14 protein-coding genes are annotated in these 16,268 nt (G+C 60.0%); 8 read left to right on the top strand and 6 right to left on the bottom strand.

Annotation, left to right across the window (positions count from 1 at the left end):
• The 5 genes from CN311_RS25480 to CN311_RS25500 all read left to right on the top strand — a co-directional run.
• The coding region (locus CN311_RS25480) for a glycosyltransferase family 2 protein (protein WP_097576428.1) at positions 1 to 812 on the top strand (812 nt) is incomplete at its 5' end.
• On the top strand, positions 809 to 1,705 hold the full coding sequence (locus CN311_RS25485; protein WP_097576429.1) for a sulfotransferase family protein: 897 nt from the start codon (positions 809 to 811) through the stop codon (positions 1,703 to 1,705). The genes CN311_RS25480 and CN311_RS25485, both read left to right, overlap by 4 nt.
• A 384-nt stretch (positions 1,706 to 2,089) precedes the next feature.
• Positions 2,090 to 4,093, top strand: coding sequence for a nucleoside-diphosphate sugar epimerase/dehydratase (locus tag CN311_RS25490; protein ID WP_165779849.1), 2,004 nt, complete (start codon positions 2,090 to 2,092; stop codon positions 4,091 to 4,093).
• 51 nt (positions 4,094 to 4,144) lie between these two features.
• A complete protein-coding gene (locus CN311_RS25495; RefSeq protein WP_097576431.1) occupies positions 4,145 to 5,077 on the top strand; it encodes a glycosyltransferase family 2 protein in 933 nt (310 codons plus the stop codon).
• A 99-nt stretch (positions 5,078 to 5,176) separates the two neighbouring features.
• Complete coding sequence (locus CN311_RS25500) at positions 5,177 to 5,716, top strand: sugar transferase (protein ID WP_097576432.1); 540 nt, start codon at positions 5,177 to 5,179, stop codon at positions 5,714 to 5,716.
• Positions 5,717 to 5,815: 99 nt separating this feature from the next.
• Here CN311_RS25500 and CN311_RS25505 read toward each other — a convergent pair whose 3' ends face one another.
• Positions 5,816 to 6,757: an NAD-dependent epimerase/dehydratase family protein gene (locus CN311_RS25505; RefSeq protein WP_097576433.1), complete on the bottom strand. Its 942-nt coding sequence runs from the start codon at positions 6,755 to 6,757 to the stop codon at positions 5,816 to 5,818.
• A 19-nt stretch (positions 6,758 to 6,776) separates the two neighbouring features.
• Complete coding sequence (locus CN311_RS25510) at positions 6,777 to 7,961, bottom strand: O-antigen ligase family protein (protein ID WP_097576434.1); 1,185 nt, start codon at positions 7,959 to 7,961, stop codon at positions 6,777 to 6,779.
• A 590-nt stretch (positions 7,962 to 8,551) separates the two neighbouring features.
• Between CN311_RS25510 and cysD the strand changes: the two genes are divergently transcribed.
• The 3 genes from cysD to cysQ are packed head-to-tail and all read left to right on the top strand — an operon-like array spanning position 8,552 to position 12,199.
• On the top strand, positions 8,552 to 9,457 hold the full coding sequence (gene cysD / locus CN311_RS25515) for a sulfate adenylyltransferase subunit CysD (protein ID WP_097576435.1): 906 nt from the start codon (positions 8,552 to 8,554) through the stop codon (positions 9,455 to 9,457).
• Between the two features lie 2 nt (positions 9,458 to 9,459).
• On the top strand, positions 9,460 to 11,397 hold the full coding sequence (cysN, locus tag CN311_RS25520) for a sulfate adenylyltransferase subunit CysN (RefSeq protein WP_165779850.1): 1,938 nt from the start codon (positions 9,460 to 9,462) through the stop codon (positions 11,395 to 11,397).
• A 10-nt stretch (positions 11,398 to 11,407) separates the two neighbouring features.
• Positions 11,408 to 12,199 carry a 3'(2'),5'-bisphosphate nucleotidase CysQ gene (gene cysQ, locus CN311_RS25525; RefSeq protein ID WP_165779851.1) on the top strand — a complete coding sequence of 264 codons (792 nt, stop codon included), beginning with the start codon at positions 11,408 to 11,410 and terminating at the stop codon, positions 12,197 to 12,199.
• 30 nt (positions 12,200 to 12,229) lie between these two features.
• Here cysQ and CN311_RS25530 read toward each other — a convergent pair whose 3' ends face one another.
• The 4 genes from CN311_RS25530 to CN311_RS25545 all read right to left on the bottom strand — a co-directional run bounded on the left by CN311_RS25530 (position 12,230) and on the right by CN311_RS25545 (position 16,226).
• On the bottom strand, positions 12,230 to 13,372 hold the full coding sequence (locus CN311_RS25530) for a DegT/DnrJ/EryC1/StrS family aminotransferase (RefSeq protein WP_097576437.1): 1,143 nt from the start codon (positions 13,370 to 13,372) through the stop codon (positions 12,230 to 12,232).
• A gap of 260 nt (positions 13,373 to 13,632) precedes the next feature.
• The gene (locus tag CN311_RS25535; protein WP_097576438.1) at positions 13,633 to 14,556 is read right to left on the bottom strand and encodes a carbohydrate kinase family protein; all 924 of its coding nucleotides are present in this window, start codon (positions 14,554 to 14,556) and stop codon (positions 13,633 to 13,635) included.
• Entirely contained in the window at positions 14,553 to 14,999 is a 447-nt protein-coding gene (locus CN311_RS25540) for an RbsD/FucU family protein (RefSeq protein WP_097576439.1), read from the bottom strand. The genes CN311_RS25535 and CN311_RS25540 overlap by 4 nt, the downstream gene beginning before the upstream one ends.
• Positions 15,000 to 16,226: an ROK family transcriptional regulator gene (locus tag CN311_RS25545; protein WP_097576440.1), complete on the bottom strand. Its 1,227-nt coding sequence runs from the start codon at positions 16,224 to 16,226 to the stop codon at positions 15,000 to 15,002. It abuts the gene before it with no gap.
• Positions 16,227 to 16,268 lie beyond the last annotated feature (42 nt).

The raw sequence follows: 16,268 nt of genomic DNA on the forward strand, positions 1-16,268 counted from the left end.
TAATGATTGTTCGGGATGAAGTTGACATTATCGAAAAAAATATACGATTTCATGCAGAGATTGGCTTTGAGCATTTCGCTATAATTGACAATATGTCGGTGGATGGAACGACAGAAGTGATTAATGAGATTTCAAAAGAAATCCCAATGACAATAATATACAAAAAGGAAACAGACTACAGGCAGGATATTTGGGCAACAGAAATGGCAAACAATCTATACAAAGCTGGTATGGATTATGGTATAAGTCTTGATGCAGATGAAATCATCTCATCAAGCGGGGCGACTATTAAGGAAGGCATGGTCGATGTACCAATGCCCGTATTAATTCCGCGACAGAACATGTTGCCAAGAAGGGGTAGCGAGGATGCCGTTTCAGCGAATCCATTCGTTGCGGCACGTTATAGAGTGTCGGGGCCAATTTCGTCGCCGCTTCCGATCATGCTTCGAAAAATGCCGGGAAAGATGTTCTTCCCATTGCGGGGGCTGCGTTCCATAGGGCGCGGAAATCACGAGGTCGAGCATGAGGTGAGCGATAGAGGCGTTTCTGACTCTACTCTAATTCGGCATTTTCCAGTGAGGAGCTATGCGCATTTTCTGACGAAGCTTTCTCACGCGCGCGCAAGATTCAGGCAGGAGCGGGATGTGCCTCCAGCGGTTTCGTGGCACCTTCGCCGTTGGCTTCGTCTACAGGACGAGGGTGGAATTGAAGAAGAGTATAATTCTTTCTATCTAAGTGGTGATCATGTAAGTGAAGGCATAAAGAGCGGCATGATAGAAGAGGAAGATTTTCCTGCGGAAAATTTAGAATGACGGTCCACGATAAACCATTTCCATTTATTGTTTGCTATCCGCGATCCGGATCAACGATGCTAAGATTGATGCTGGACTGTCACCCAGAGATGGCGGTTCCACCCGAAACTCATTTCTGTGATTTGTTTGGCTTACCATCGCTTTTGCAACCGGTTTCGTCCGCTCTGCAAATGGAGTTAACGCAAAGGATCGTAGCGCACCCTAGGTGGAATGATTTCAATCTGGAAGAGTGCGAATTGATGACGGCCCTCAATGAGGTTCCGGAAGGAGCTGTTTCCGGCGGACGTTGTCTGGCAGCCTTTTGGAAGCTGTATGCGACCAAGCGGGGCAAATCTCGGTGGGGGGATAAAACGCCTCAGCACCTTCTTTGTTCTGCCAAGATAGCTTCGGTCCTACCGGAAGCGCATTTCATTCATTTAGTCCGGGACGGTCGCGACGTGGCGTGCTCGTTCCGTGAGAGTTGGTTTGGCAAACAGGCATCGATCGCCGACGTTGCCAGAGATTGGGTTGAACGTTTGGCTCGATTTGAGGCTGAAAGCAGCGTATTTTTGCATCGGACGATTACTGTCCGCTATGAGGACCTAGTTTCAAATCCATCGAAGACGCTTCAAGATATCTGCCACTTTATCGAGATTGATTATAGCGGTGATATGTTATTGTACCATAAAGGGGCTGAATCCCGAATGCAAGAATTGAAAGACTTAAAGTCCACAAACGTTAACATATCGCGTGACATGCGGGCTGGCATTCATGAGAATGTCAAGATCCCTCCTATGACGGATCGTATAGGTCGATGGAAGTCGCAGTTTGATAGAGATTCAGAGCGGATGTTCAACGAGATAGCGGGAGAGATGCTGTCTAGATACGGCTACCAGACAAGGCAGTATCTTTGATATTCTGCACAAAGGTGTATTTGAGCGGCATTAGTAAGAGTGGGTTCAGCGAAGGTCGACGCATAGCGGCCTTCGCCCTTCAGATAACCCGCTGGACGTCCGTCGGATGGGGTAATCGGCAATGCTGAGATGCCGACAACCGATCCTCAGAGACATCTCGGGCCGGCGTGCTAGGCGACCGTCGTTCTTCTCAGTACAGACGGTGGCCTTCTTCAATCCTCAGCCATCCAAAAAAATCTCTAGCGATGACCGCGGCTTCGCAGTATGCGATACAACCGGTGGGAGGGGATAGGCAGAACAAACCAACGTGATCAGCGGCGAACGAACGTCGTGGTAGCATCATGCTGGCCGCCGGTCCTCGATCCTGGAGTGTAGTGCCACGCAATGAATTCATACCTGGAAGCCGTATTCGGACTTCGGCCGGACATGCGGCGTGTTTTTATCATGATCCAGGACACCGTCATGGTGCTGGTCGCGGTCGCGCTCAGTCTGGTTTTGTCGCGATCCAACCTCTCTTTCGAGGCGTTCTCCTATGTTGGCTTGACGACGTGGGCGAGCATCGTCGTTCTCAGCCATTTGCTGTTCAGATATTGCGGCCTCTACAACACGGTCTGGCGTTTCGCGTCGACGCCAGATTTTTTCAATATTTTGAAGAGCTGCGCCATTTTGACGGTTGTTCTTTATGTCACCTCGCTCGCCTTCCGCCTCTTCAAGCCGGTGACGGGCATCAACGAGCGCCAGTTCATTGTCTTCTTCCTTGTGTCCTTCACAATCATATCGGCGCCTCGGCTCTTCTATCGGTTTCTCCGTGACGGAGCGAGCTGGGGTATCATGAAGAGAGCCGCCGACAAGGGATTGACCAGGCAAGCGCTCTTCGTCGGCAGTCTTGGCGAGGCAGATCTGATCATTCGCTTTACGCGCACCGCCGAACCCGGGGACTATTCCATCGCGGGCATCATGGCGATCGAAAATGACGCTCCACTGCGCACCCGCATCCAGGGGGTTCCGGTAGTGGCGATCCGGCCTGGTTTGACGGAATTTCTGGAGGATTACACCAGAGGTACGAGAAGTCTCGACATGCTGATCTTCGGCAACGGAGCCGCGCGCGAGATCGAGGAATATTCGGAGCTGGTTCGTGTCGCCCGGCACAATGGCATAGCCGTCCTTCAGTTCTCCGGTTTCTCCGAACTGGGGCAGGGCGGAAAGCTGGTTCTGGCCGCCGTCGAGATGGAAACCATTCTGCGCCGTCCAGCGGTGCCTTCCGACATCGAACGCATCGGCACTTTTGTGCATGGCAAGCGTGTCCTGGTGACCGGTGGAGCCGGCTCCATCGGGCGAACCCTGGTCAAACGGTCGCTGGAACTGGGCGCCGAGGCGGTTCTGGTTGCCGATCTCTCCGAGTTCGGAATTTTCCAGTTGAGCCAATATATCGACGAGAAGGATCATCATCGTCTCAAGGCCCGCATCATCGACGTGGCGGATCGGCTGCAGATGACGCGCGTCGTCAGCGAATTCAAACCCGACATCGTCTTTCATGCCGCCGCGCTCAAGCATGTCCCCCTTCTCGAAGAAAACTGGGACTCGGCGATCCAGACGAATGTTTTCGGAACCCTCGTCTGTGCGGAGGTTGCAGCCAAGTGCGGAGTTCCGCAATTTGTGCTTGTCTCAAGCGACAAGGCGGTGGATCCGACGTCGGTGCTTGGCATGACAAAACGGGCCGCCGAGCAGATCGTCAGCGCCTTGCACGAAACGCACGCGAACCCGCCAAACGGGCCTCGCGCCGGTGGGCTTCACTCCGGCACCAAGTTCATTGCTGTCCGGTTCGGCAACGTCTTTGGCAGCAACGGATCGGTGGCCACCATATTCCAGGTGCAAATCGAGGCAGGAGGTCCCGTCACCATTACGGATCGGCGCATGACGCGCTATTTCATGACCGTGGCCGAGGCCGTCGACCTTGTCATCATGTCGGCAGCCGATGCGGCGCTGCGGCAGGGCAGGGACGACTATGCCGTCTATATGCTCGACATGGGCAAGCCGGTGCCCATCCTTGAAGTTGCCGAGACGATGATCCGCATGGCCGGAAAGAGTCCCTATACGGATATCCCCATCCGGTTCACCGGGATCAGGCCAGGTGAGAAGCTTCATGAGACGCTTCACGGCGACAATGAGGAGGTCGTCGAACTCAGCACCTCGAAGATTTTTGGCCTGAGGACCGATGTCATCGAATGGCTGCGGGTCAAGGCCGGTCTCACGGCGCTGGAGACGGCGGTGAAGAACCAGGACAAGGGCTCGGCCCTTGCTGTGCTGGCCGGCTTTCATGAGGCGGAAAAATCACCGGGCGACGCCTATCGGCAAACAAGTCCGAAACCAATTGGACAGGCTGGATGAAGCGAACAATCCCATGATCGTTCCCAGGCGTTTGCAGACGATACCAAGCCCGTGAGCACAGACGATCAGCGTGTAGCCATATTGATGGGCACGAAGGACGGCGCGGCTTTCATTGAAGAACAGCTAAGCTCTCTGCTTGCGCAGTCGCATTCTGCCATCGACCTGTGGGTCTCCGACGATGGGTCGATCGACGGCACGACCGCCATCATCGACGCATGGAAAACCCGCTGGGACAAGGGCCGCGTGACGCTGGTGGAGGGGCCTCGCCAGGGCTTCGCCGCCAATTTTCGCTCGATGATCGTCGATCAGCGGATCGAGGCGGACTGCTACGCCTTCTGCGACCAGGACGACATCTGGGAGCCTGACAGGCTGGAGAGCGCACTGCGCTGGATGCAGACGCTGGACGCAACGGTCCCGCTCATGTTCTGCTCCAGAACCGCGACGATGTCCGAAACCGGAGCCATGATCGGCTGCTCGCCGCTGTTCCAGCGGCCGCCGTCCTTCCGCAACGCCCTTGTGCAAAGCATTGCCGGGGGCAACACGATTCTGCTCAACCGGGCGGCGCGCGACCTGCTGGCCAAAGCCTCGTCAAGGACGCATTTCGTCAGTCACGATTGGTGGGCATATCTCATCGTGACGGGGGCCGGCGGCGTTGTCCATTATGAGCCGCGCCCCCTGGTGCGCTATCGCCAGCATCAGGCGAATCTGGTAGGCGCCAATGTTTCATGGCGAGCACGATTTTCCCGGCTCGAGCATCTGCTGAATGGCGGATTTGCCCGCTGGACGGATGAGAATCTCAATGGCCTGGCTGCCAATCGGAATCTTCTCACGACAGATGCAGCCGCCTGCCTCAGCCTGTTCACACAGTCACGAAAAGGCAATGTTTTGAGCCGCCTGAGCCTGTTGCGCAAGAGTGGCGTCTATCGGCAGACACCTTTTGGAACATTCGGACTTTATCTGTCGGTCGTCGCGGGCCGGGTTTGATATGTTTACCCAAAAGCCTTCCCCCTGGTTTGACCCCGGGAGGCGCAACATGTCCGGAAAGATGCATTTGTTGTTGAGCAGGGAGCATTGTCGGCATCCATGAAGGCGGGGAGGCGGATCTTCGACCTCGTGGTGGCGGCACTGCTGTTGCTGGTCACCTCGCCGGTCTTGTTGCTGGCCGGCCTGGCAATTCGGTTGTCGTCGCCCGGGCCGGCGGTCTTTTCTCAAACGCGGGTCGGTCGCGATGGCAGGCTTTTTCGCTGTCATAAGCTCAGAACGATGGTTGTGGGCACGCCTTCATTGCCGACACATGAGGCGCCGGCAAAATCAGTCACGACGGTCGGCAGGATCCTGCGGCGGTTCAAGCTTGATGAGTTGCCGCAACTCTGGAACGTACTGAAGGGCGAGATGAGCCTGGTCGGGCCGCGTCCATGCCTGCCCACGCAAACAGAACTCATCGAACGTCGCAGGGAATTGGGCGTCTCGTCGCTGCTTCCGGGCATAACCGGCCTGGCCCAGATCCGGTCCATCGACATGTCCGATCCGGCGCTCTGCGCCGAAACCGATGCCGCCTATCTCAAGGCATCGTCGTTCGGTCTTGATCTCCGCATCTTGCTGGGAACCATCTATCGAGGTTGAGCAGGTCGAAGTTGATGCATGTCGCGCAAAGGTGCGCAGCGGTTTTGCGATCACGACATGCATGAAGAAAGGAATCCAAAGCGCGTCGCCTGTATCCGTTCAAACGCGCCGCGCTTTGAAGCGCCGCGCTACTTCGCTCAGCCGTTGGAACGTGTCGGTTTCAGGCGACCAGCCCTGCGAAATGAGCAACGACGGATCGCATATCTGCGTCGCGCTCAAGCTGTCCCAGAATGTGCGTTTGCCCAGCAGCGACGCGACTGGTCGCATCAGGCCGGCAGGCAAGGCAATCAGGCGCCTCGGACGCCCTAAGCCTTGCCGAAAGGCTTCGATGATGGCCGCGATGGAAATTGGCGACAGATCGCTTGCGACATGGACCGGGCGAAGTGGGCCTGGACGGGTCAGCAGGTGCAGGACCGCCCGCGCCGCCGCCTCGGACGATATCAGCGAACGGACGCCCCTCAGCGTGGCTGCGGGCAGCGGCAAGGCGGTATCGGCCAGGCGCATCAATGTCGCCAGCGCCCCTCCCATGTCAGATCCGTAGACCTGCGGCAGGCGCAGCGCGGTGGCATCGCGACGGCCGGCCGATGCATAGGCATCCAGCATCCTGACCTCGCCTTCACGTTTCGAACGCCCATAGGCGCATTGCGGGGCAGGGGCCATGTCTTCGTCGATCGTTCCGCTGAAGCTGGCGCTGACCGCAGCCCGGATCGACGAGAGGTAAACCAGGCGTCCGCTGGTCTGTACCGCTGCCGCACGTGCGAGTTGGCCGGTCAATTCGGCATTGGCATTCAGGTAATCCGCTTCGGTCGCATTGCCCGCATCGTTGTTCAGCCCGGCGCAGTGAATGACATGCGTGACGTCCTTCGCGATCGCCAGGAAGGCTTGCGCGGGCGCATCGAAAGCCGGCAGCGGCACGACGTCGTATGCCGCGCCGGGCTGTGGGCGACGGGAGGCGATCCGAACCTCGACCTGGGCCTGGCGAAGCTGTCGCACGACAAGGCTCCCGATGAACCCCGTGGCGCCTGTCACCAACACCTTCATTGCTGTTGCCGAATCCCTATCAGGCGGCCGGCGTCACCGGCAGCGTTTGTTCTTCCGTTATCGGAAGGGTGCGTCCTGACGCAAGATAGGTGCCGGAGACCAGAAAGATCATCAGCACCGAATCCAGAATATCATGCCCGACCAGAATGCCGACCATTCCACCTGTAAGGTAGGTGATCACGACGATGACGATCATGGTGGCGCCAAACCGCTCGATTGGATCGGCACTGATGCGCAGCACTTTGGCGGCATTTCTGGCGGCAACGACAAAGATCGCCGCCAGCGCGACAACTCCCAGTATTCCCGCCTCCACCAACGCGGTCAGAAAGCCGTTGTGGAAGTGGCTGAAGCCTTTGTCCATGCCGAATTGGTCGTGGAAGCCCTGCTTTATCAGGCGCGAGGTCGCTCCCACCCCATGTCCAAAAAACGGCATTTCGCGAAATGCGTCGACGCCGATTTGCCACATGGCAACGCGAAATCCCAAGGCGGTGTTGTGCTCGCCATGCGCCATGAGTGCATCCCAGTCGGAGCGGAGGAACTCGGCTCGATCCAATATGATGTGGAATCCAAGGGCACAGATTGCGAGACCTGCCGCGCCCGATACCAGCAACAGGAGACGAGCGTTCCTGCTCCTGAGATGCTGCCGGTGGATCAGCAATACGGCGATGCCTGCGATCAGTATCGCCAACCACATGATCCGCGAACCGGTATAGAGGATGGAGATTGTCCCGGCCAGCGCAGCGCAGACGAGAGGGCTCCGGTTCCTTTCGATGCCCGACAAGGCGCCAGCCATGCACACCATGACGCTCAGGCAGACGACCGTGGCGAATACGATCGGATTTCCAGCCGCGCCTTCAACCCTTTCCATGCCAAGCCAATAGTACTGGATGCCGGTCAGCAGCAATGCGCCGAAGCAGGCGGCCATGCTGCTGAGTATGACGATGCGCGCAAGGGTCGTTTTCTGCGAAATGCTCCAGACCGAGTAAGAGAAGGGGAAAAACAGGAAGGTGATCAGCGGCACAAGATGCGCCGCATCCCTCACGATAGAGTTGTTGACGATCGAAGCCAGAAGAAGGGCCCCGCAATAGGCATAGATCGCGACGGTGAGGGCGACCATGGGCTGATCGACATTAAAGCGCCGTCTCTTCAGGGCAACCAGCAAGGTCGACCACAGACCGCCGCCATTGAACACGAAGCTGACCACCGATCCCAAAACGGGAGGAGAAAAGAAGCAAAGAATGGAAAAGTAGATATTGACCCGCGACGGTGTGAATTGCTGTTTTATCGATGAAAGCCAGCTCAAGGTCTTAAGTCGCATTCTGCAGGGTCTTTGGGAATCTGGTTTGGCCGTGGCTGGTGCGATGATCTTCAGCACGTCGCGCACGTGATGCCACGCGCAGTGGCTGAATTCCGTGGACCGGTATAACGGCTGAGGTTGATTTTCGATAGTCCGGAGGGCGGACTGCTGTCAAAAATCGACGGTGTCGTTCATGGGTCACTGCAGGCCCGGGACCGATTGACGCTCGTTTCGCCCATTCAGGCAATATTTTTCTCAGCCTACCAAGCTCTTCAACTCGGCGAGTAGGAATTTCCGAGTTCCGGGTCTTGAGTAGAAGATTCATTCCCGAACCGCTTGGCGGCAGGCCTGTCTCGCATTGTTATAAACAATGGCGATCTGCTAGAACGCCTGCACGAAACAAGATTGTCCAGAAGTGAAGCTGAACCGGGCGGCTGTGAAATGCGCCCGATGCACCGATGCAAGCTCTGGACGGCACGAGAGAACGCTCACGGTCCATGAATATCGCGCTTACGCATCTGCAGCGGCTTGAAGCAGAATCCATACATATTTTTCGCGAAGTTGCGGCGGCCTTCGCCAAGCCGGTCATGCTCTACTCCGTCGGCAAGGATTCGTCCGTGCTGATGCATCTGGCGATGAAGGCGTTCTACCCCGCCAAGCCGCCTTTTCCCTTCCTCCATGTCGACACGACCTGGAAGTTCCGTGAGATGATCGCCTTTCGCGATCAGATGGCGCAAAAGGTCGGCTTCGACCTTCTGGTCCATGTCAACGAAGACGGCGTGCGCGACAACATCAATCCGTTCGACCATGGCTCGAACACCCACACCCATGTGATGAAGACCGTGGCGCTGCGGCAGGCGCTCGACAAATACGGCTTCGATGCAGCCTTTGGCGGCGCTCGCCGCGACGAAGAGAAGTCGCGCGCCAAGGAGCGGATATTCTCCTTCCGCAACGCCCAGCATGTCTGGGATCCGAAGAACCAGCGGCCGGAGATGTGGAAGATATTCAACACCCGCGTCGCATCAGGTGAATCGATCCGGGTCTTTCCGCTGTCCAACTGGACCGAGCTCGACATCTGGCAATACATCCTGCAGGAAGATATCCCGATCGTGCCGCTCTATTTCGCCAAGGAGCGCCCGGTCGTCGAGCGCGACGGCATGCTCATCCTCAAGGACGACGAGCGCATGCAATTGCGGCCCGGCGAGACGGTCGAGAACCGCCTGGTGCGTTTTCGCACACTTGGCTGCTATCCGCTGACCGGCGCGATCGAATCGGATGCCGACACGCTGGAGGCCATTGTCGGCGAGATGCTCACGGCGCGCACCTCCGAGCGCCAGGGTCGCCTCATCGATCGGGATGAAGCCGGTTCGATGGAGAAAAAGAAGCGCGAGGGGTATTTCTGAGCATGCGCCACATCTCGGCCAAGAGCCTCGCCCCCACCGACGGTATCCGCAACTACATGGCTGCGCAGGAAAAGAAGTCGCTGCTGCGCTTCCTGACCTGCGGCTCGGTCGACGATGGCAAGTCGACGCTGATCGGCCGCCTTTTGTCCGACACCAAGCAGATTTTCGAAGACCAGCTCGCCGCGCTCGAGCGCGACTCGCGCAAGCACGGCACGACCGGCGGCGACATCGATTTCGCGCTGCTGGTCGATGGCCTCGAGGCCGAGCGCGAGCAAGGCATCACCATCGACGTCGCCTATCGCTTCTTCGCCACGCCGAAACGCAAATTCATCGTTGCCGACACGCCCGGCCACGAACAGTACACGCGCAACATGGCCACCGGCGCCTCGACCGCGGATCTCGCCATTGTGCTGATCGACGCGCGCCAGGGCGTGCTGCGCCAGACAAGGCGCCATTCGATCATCGCCTCGCTGCTCGGCATCCGGCACGTCGTTCTGGCCGTCAACAAGATCGATCTCGTCGGCTTCGACAAGGCCGTCTTCGAACGTATCGTCGAGGACTATGGGCAGTTCTCGCACAAGCTCGGCTTCGAGACGATCGTGCCCATCCCGATGTCTGCCCGTTATGGCGATAACGTCACCAGCCGCTCCGACAAGACGGATTGGTACTCCGGGCCGACGCTGATCGAGCATCTCGAAACCGTTTCGGTCGACGAGGCAGCGGTGGAACTGCCGTTTCGTTTCCCGGTGCAGTATGTCAACCGTCCCAACCTCGACTTTCGCGGTTTTGCCGGCACGATCGCTTCCGGCTCGGTGTCGCAAGGTGACGAGGTCGTCGTCGCCAAATCCGGCAAGTCGTCGCGCGTAAAGCGCATCGTCGCGCATGGCGGCGATCTGAACCAGGCGGTGGCCGGCCAGGCCATTACCCTTGTTCTCGACGACGAAGTCGAGGTCTCGCGCGGCAACATGCTGGTGTCGCCGGCTGCGCGGCCGCAGGTTGCAGACCAGTTCGCCGCCAACATCGTCTGGTTCGACGAGCACGCGCTGTTGCCGGGCCGCTCCTACATACTGCGCACGGAAACCGACCAGACCAGCGCCACCGTCACCGACCTAAAATATCGCGTCAATGTCAACGACTTCGCCCATGAGGCTGCCAAGTCGCTCGAAATGAACGAAGTCGGCATCTGCAACCTCTCAACGCGGGCGCCGATCGCCTTCGACACGTTCGCCGAGAACCGCACCACCGGCGCCTTCATCCTGATCGACCGCATCACCAACGCCACGGTCGGCGCCGGGATGATCCTGCACTCGCTGCGCCGCGCCGAAAACATCCACTGGCAGTCGCTCGATGTCGGCAAGCGCGGCCGCGCCGATATGAAGAACCAGCGGCCCGCCGTGTTCTGGTTCACCGGGCTCTCGGGATCCGGCAAGTCTACCATCGCCAACCTCTTCGAGAAGAAGCTGTTCGCCACCGGGCGCCACACCTACATCCTGGACGGCGACAACGTCCGCCACGGGCTCAATCGCGATCTCGGCTTCACCGACGCCGATCGCGTCGAGAACATTCGCCGTGTTGCGGAAGTGGCGCGCCTGATGGCCGATGCCGGGTTGATCGTCATCGTCTCCTTCATTTCGCCGTTCAGCGCCGAGCGGCGCATGGCGCGCGAATTGATGGCGGATGGCGAATTCGTCGAAGTCTTCGTCGATACACCCTTCGAGGAATGCGCCAGGCGCGACCCGAAGGGACTCTATGCGCGGGCGCTGAATGGCGAGATCAAGAATTTCACCGGCGTCGATTCTCCATACGAGGCTCCGGAAAATCCCGAAATCCACCTCAAGACGCTCGGCAAGTCGGCCGAGGAGATGGTGGAGGCCCTGGAACTCTGGCTGAACGAGCGTGACATTGCAGAAGACCAATATGACAGCGGCGGCGGCATCTGACGACGGGCAGATGCTCGCCGTGTTCGAGCGCCTGGCGCTGGCGGCAGGACGCGAGGTGATGCGGGTCTTCCACGAAGGCTGCGCCGTCGATCACAAATCCGACTCCTCACCGGTGACGGAAGCCGACCGCGAGAGTGAGAGGATCATCCTCGCCGGGTTGCGTGCCGCATATCCGGACGTTCCATGCGTCGCCGAGGAGGAAGCCGCGGCTGGCATTGTGGCGCCCGACCTCGATGGCGCTTTCTTTCTGATTGACCCGCTCGACGGCACCAAGGAGTTCGTCAACCGCCGGACCGATTTCACCGTCAACATCGCGCTGGTTCGCAATGGCGTGCCGGAAATCGGCGTCGTCTTCGCGCCCTGCACCGGACGGTTCTTTTCCGGCCGGCCGGGCAGGGCTGAAACGATCGAAGTCGATGACGATTACCAGATCGTCGGCCGCCAGCCGATTTCGGTGCGTGCAGGCGGCACGCCGCTCGCCGTTGTCGCCAGTCGTTCGCACAACACGTCGGAGACCGACGCTTATATCCGGGACCTCGGCGCCGCCGAGATCGTCTCGGTCGGCTCGTCGCTGAAATTCTGTCTCGTCGCTGGTGCCGAGGCCGACGTCTATCCGCGCTTCGGCCGCACCATGGAGTGGGACACGGCGGCCGGCGATGCGGTGTTGCGCGCCGCCGGCGGCATGACGCGCACGCTGGACGGCCAGCCGCTTACCTACGGCAAGCGCCATCAGGCCGACGACGAGGATTTCGCCAATCCGCATTTCATCGCGAGCGGAAAGAGCGCGGGCGGCGCTGCGTAATCTCCCCCGAGGGGAGATTGCTCCGCCGGCCTACGCCGCCGCGACGTGTGCCGAATTGGAGCCGATATAGTTGCGGATCGTCTCGATGATCCGGTCCTGGTCGGCCTCGCTCAGATAAGGGTGCATGGGCAGGCACAGGATGCGCTTCGGCAGGTCCTCCGAAACGGCAAGGCCTGTCGGCGTGCGCGGATAGTCGCGATAGGCGACCTGGGCATGCAGCGGCTTCACGTAGTAGATGACCGAGGGAATGCCCTTTTCGCCGAGATGCGCCTTCAGACCGTCGCGCTTTGGCGTTTCGATCGCATATTGCGCCCAGGCCGAGCGGCTCCCATCCAGGTTGCGCGCCGCCTTGACGATGTCGCCGAGACCCTCGGCATAGCGTTTCGCAACCGCTTGCCGGGCAACCATTTCGTCTTCGAGAATGGCCAGCTTCTCGATCAGAATCGCCGCCTGCAGCGTGTCGAGCCGCGAATTGATGCCGACGCGGACATTGTCATATTGCGTTTCGCCCTTGCCGTGGAAGGCGAAAGAGCGGAGCTTTTCGGCCAGCGCATCGTCATTGGTGAACATCGCGCCGCCGTCGCCGTAGCAGCCGAGCGGCTTGGCCGGGTAGAAGCTGGTCGAGCCGACATGGCCGAACGCGCCGCACATCGTGCCGTCGAGCGAACCGCCCATCGACTGGGCGGCGTCCTCGATCACAATCAGCCCTTCGCGATTGGCGATCGCCATGATCGCCTCATAGTTGGCGGCAAGCCCGAACAGGTCGACCGGAATGATCGCCCTTGGCTTCAACCGGCCTTCCTTCTTGATCATCGCGATCGCCGCCTCGAGGCTGGCTATATCGATGTTGTAGGTCTCAGGCTCGACATCAACGAAAACCGGCTCGGCCTTGGCCAGCGCCACCACTTCCGCCGTGGCGGCAAAGGTGAAGCTCGGCACGAACACCGCGTCACCCGGGCCAATACCGGCCGCAAAAAGCGGCAAGAGCAGCGCGTCGGTGCCGTTGGCGCAGGCCACGACATGCTTGGTGCCGACATAGGCGGCCAGCTTGTTCTCGAATTCGGTGACCTCTGGTCCGAGGATATAGCGGCCGTCGTCAACGACGCGGTCGATCGCGGCTTTCAACCGGTCGCGGATGCGTTCGCGTTGCGCGCCAAGATCGATGAACTGCATGTCGGCCTCGTTCTAGCCAGATGATCGTCGGGTTAGCCGGATAATTGGCCGCTGGTACCAGACTTGGGCCGGCCGAGAAAGCCGAACCAGCAAACGGCGAATTGCCTAGGTGTCGCAGTCTGTTACCTCCGTTTTCGAGCCTGTTCTGGCAAGATGGCGGAAATCCGGCCTTCGCAGGCCGTTGCCAGTCCCTTCAATCGCACCCCTCCGATCTGCGAAACATAAAGTGATCGCAGAGCCGGTGCCATATGTCTGTCGGCTCAGGCGATTTCGTGCCGCCAGGGCGGATTGGCGCCGGCCCGCGATACTGTCACCGCCGCTGCCTTGGCGCCGAGCGCCAGCGCGTCGCGGATGGCACCTTCCGAAAGTGTGGCGATAGCTGTCTTCGTCAGCATGCCTTGCTCATGCAGCGAGGCGAGAATGCCGGCGTTGAACGTGTCGCCTGCGCCGACCGTATCGACCACCGTGACCTTGTCCGGCACGACCGTGACCTTATTCTCCTTGGTGTAGCCGACGGCGCCTTCCGCGCCATGGGTGACGACGATCAGCTTCGGGCCGCGATCCAGCCAGTTGCGCACGACGTCCTCATGCGAGCCGGCTTCATCGAACCAGTTCAGATCCTCGTCCGACAGCTTGACGATATCGGCCATCGCCATCATGGAGCGGATGCGCCTGAGGTGCTTGGCCTTGTCCGGGATGAAGTTCGGCCGGATGTTGGGATCGAGCATCATCAAGCGGCGCTCATGTTCACGCCGCATGAATTCCTCATAGGCCGATCCGGCGGGCTCCGAGATCAGGCTGATGGCGCCGAACAGCATGGCTTCGATCTCGCTGCCGAGCTCCGGCAGGTCGTCGATGGTCAGCATGCGACCGGCCGTGTTCTCGTCGTAGAAAGTGTAGGTCGCCTGGCCGTTGGTGAGCCGCACGAAGGCAAGAGTCGTCGGTCGCGGCGAGGTGTGCGCATAGGTGGAGCTGACCTTGCTTGCTCCGAGCGCATCCCTGAACTGGCCGCCGAACAGATCCGACGACAGGCCGGAAAAGAAGCCGGCGGGCGCGCCGAGCCGACCAAGCGCGATGGCCGAGTTGAACACCGCGCCGCCGACATAGGGGGCAAAGGCCGGCTCTCCCTCGGTGGTGGTGCGAGGCAGCATGTCGATGAGGGCTTCGCCGCAGCAAAGGATCATGATTTCGTATTCTCCGGCGGATAGATCACGCCCTTGCGAATGATGATGTTGGCGTAGAGCCTGGGCTCGCTTGTCGCGATGATCGCGTGCGCGGACTTGACCCGTGCATAGAAGTCGGCGCCGGCCAGCGCAACCACATTGCGGCCCGGTGCGCGTTTGGCGCAGATCGCCTCCATTTCGCGATGAACGGGATCGGCAAGCGAGGGATCGCCTTTGACGGAGGCGCGAAACAGCGCATCCGGCACGGCGTCATCCACCGGCAACACGCTCAATATGGCATCGAGCATCGGAACCAGATGATGACCATCGGCGGGGATGAGCCGGTGTGCCTGCCCTTGCGCCGGGTAGTTACCATCGACAAGCGCGATCTCGTCGCCATGGCCCATGGCGCGCAGCGTTGCCAGGAGTTCCGGGCCAAGCAGCGCCGGGATGCCGATCAGCATTCAGGTGCTCCTGGAAATCGTCGTCGATCCGATCAGGAAGCGCTCGGAAAGCGGCAGGCTGGCGCCGCCCAGCGCGCGTGCATGAATGCCGACCGTACCCTCGCGCACCGCCGGAAGCTTCAAGCCCTCACAGTCGATCTTGCCGACCGCTACGACGACAGCCTCGACGAGGCGTCGCCGCACCGTCAGCGGCATCCATCCGTCGATCACCGCCGCCTCGAAATCGATGACCGAGGCCGCCGCGACAATGGCATAGGCGAGCGCCTCGGAGGCGCTGGCGATCCAGTCGTCGAGTTCCGCACCGATCTCGCCCCAGTCCTGCGGCGATGTCCATAGATGCGAGGCCTCGACGCCACGCGCGTTAAGCGCCTTTTCCAGCATGGCGATCGATGCCACGTCGATCAGCTGGGTCGGCTTTCCGTCCGGTCCGGGCACCGGCATCGAGCCGAGCGCGCCGGCATTGCCGGTCGGCCCGCCGAAGAGACGGCCGTTGAGCACGATGCCGCCGCCGGCAAAGGCGCCGATGTAGAAATAGACGAAGTCGCGCGCGGCACCCGCCTGGCCGAACACCAGCTCGGCGCCGCAAGCCGATGTGGCGTCGTTCTGCAGGTAGACGGGAAATTCGCATTGCGCCTGAATGTCGGCGCGAATGTCGCGGTGGCGCCACTCATCCATGACGTCGCGTGGCGCACCGGCGGTGTCGGCCCAGTTCCACAGCTCGAACGGCATGGCGATGCCAAGTCCGGCAATGCGCTTGTCCTGCGCCGGGGTCAGCTCGCCGCGCATCTTCTTCATGCCGGAGGTGACGAACTCCACCGTCTCGCGCGGCGCCGGATAGCGGTATGAGTGCTGCAGCATCGAGCGAACATTGCCGAGGAAGTCGATCAAGACGAGTTCGGCGCTGCGCCGGCCGATCTTCAGGCCGATGAAAAAGGCGCCTTCAGGATTGAGCGCCATCGGGATTGATGGCTGGCCGATCTTGCCACGCAACGGCGCCTGGCGGACCAGCAGGCTGTCCTGCTCGAGTTCGCGCATGATGACGGAAACCGTCTGCGCCGAGAGCCCGGTCATACGGGCGATGTCGGATTTGGCAAGGCTGCCGTGCTGGCGCACCAGAGACAGCACCAACCGCTCATTGTGGTCCCGCATGCCGCTCTGGTTGGTGCCGCGGTGAATTTGGCTTTCGGCTGCCTCGGGCGAACCGTGCCTCGCAATGCCGGTCTCCACCCTGTTCCTCCCGTCGTTTCCCCTCAATGCTTTTGGTCCAGA

The sequence above is a fragment of the Mesorhizobium sanjuanii genome, assembly GCF_002529485.1.
GTDB classification, from domain to species: domain Bacteria; phylum Pseudomonadota; class Alphaproteobacteria; order Rhizobiales; family Rhizobiaceae; genus Mesorhizobium; species Mesorhizobium sanjuanii.